The following is a 1,487-nucleotide window of genomic DNA, read 5'->3' as shown; positions in this document are numbered from 1 at the left end:
TTTGTCTTGCCTAATTTTTGGACTCGATTTTTATAATCCAGGGAATTAATCGACCATGAAAATATGGAATGATCCGTAATTTTTTTACCGTAAATATGATTATCTGCTTTAATATAATACGAAAGCGACAAAAACTCGGCTAAGACTTCAAGTCTATCGTGTTTGATGAGCAAAGCCGTAAAGTACAGAAATAATTCCTTACCAAGAAATTTATAATTATCAAAATCCCAGTCAGTGTGTCGCCCAACACCTTGAAAAAACAGGAAATTGATGAATGACTCAAAGAACTTATGAACATGTTTTATGTATTGGTATGAAGGTGCATACCGGGCAACGTGGTCAAAAAACTGGACAATCTCGTTGCGGTACGGAATTAACGCAGACAGGCTATCAGTAATGGTATTTAATTTAGCTTCTTCATCGAGTTCAGCAAAGCTGATCTTACACAGAGAAATGTTTTCAAGGAAAGTCGCAAGATATTCCTCTACTGCTCCCTCAGCATAAGGTTTGCTGTCCCGTAAAGCTGAAATAGCGCGATTGAACGTTATGGTTGTTCCCAGAGAGAGAGTTTCGGAATCGTCAAGATAAGCTGGAGCCTTTCCTAGCTCAGGTTTTTTGTGACGGGGCTTGCCATAAATAAAACGTACCAGCTCCTCAAAACTTTCGCTCTCCTTTGCAGGATTACTGAAGTCTATAAATATTTTAGAAGAGTAGTATGTCGGAACGTATGGTTTCCCTGACTCGTCTCGCTGAGTAAGAATGGCGACGAATTTTTCAGGGCTTGTGCCTGCATAGATCGCTGGGGAAATGATCTGAGTTTCTGTTGAAACTCCAGTTGCACCTCTCTCATTGGCCTTTCTAGTATAGGTTTCGTCGCATATCATTAAAACCTTATTAATTGTTTGATCATTAACCATGCGCTCCATGAATTTAGAAGCGTCATGGGTAGGGAGTAGTTCCCATTTGTCTAAAACAGCGTCTATTCCTGCCTGCATCAATTGTTCAGCGAAGCTGACAACCCATGCCTCATGTTCCTCTGAAGACCAGCTGTATGAAATGAATACTTTCGGACTGCTCATCGCGACACTCCCTTGTTAAAAACACGTCACAGTATAACGATAGCGCGCCCAGCCAGCGAAAGCACTCATTCAGTTAAGCGTCACATCTTCAGTAAGTGCATGCATTTTTTTTGCAGTATTGGAGTTTTCCAGAAACGCAGCAGAGTTTATCGGGGGTTGACCGATCTGAGAGTGTGCGTGCTGAGCTACTTGCACGTTCATAAGATGTAATAGCTCCAGCGTGTCGCACAAGGCTTTAAAGATGTTCACCTCCTCAGACCCAATATGATTCTTAGGCGAGGTCAAACGCTGACTTAAAGCACTCGCGCTTGCACGTACGCCTTGGATACGCTCACCCGCCCAAGCGGTAACCGCGTCCACTAGAAGATGCGCATGCAGATACTTGGCCCGGAAACGGGCCTTTTTTTT

General features: G+C 42.9%; 1 protein-coding gene and 1 pseudogene. Both read right to left on the bottom strand.

Annotation, left to right across the window (positions count from 1 at the left end):
* Window positions 1–1,079 (bottom strand): SEFIR domain-containing protein (locus DBR18_RS10590; RefSeq protein WP_108590277.1); only part of this gene is annotated, 1,079 nt, incomplete at its 3' end.
* 69 nt (window positions 1,080–1,148) lie between these two features.
* Window positions 1,149–1,487: pseudogene (locus DBR18_RS28235) on the bottom strand (hypothetical protein); the annotation flags it as partial.

Origin of the sequence: Pseudomonas sp. HMWF021, from assembly GCF_003061005.1 — a bacterium.
Classification (GTDB): domain Bacteria; phylum Pseudomonadota; class Gammaproteobacteria; order Pseudomonadales; family Pseudomonadaceae; genus Aquipseudomonas.
This window is presented reverse-complemented; position numbering and strand designations above follow the sequence as displayed.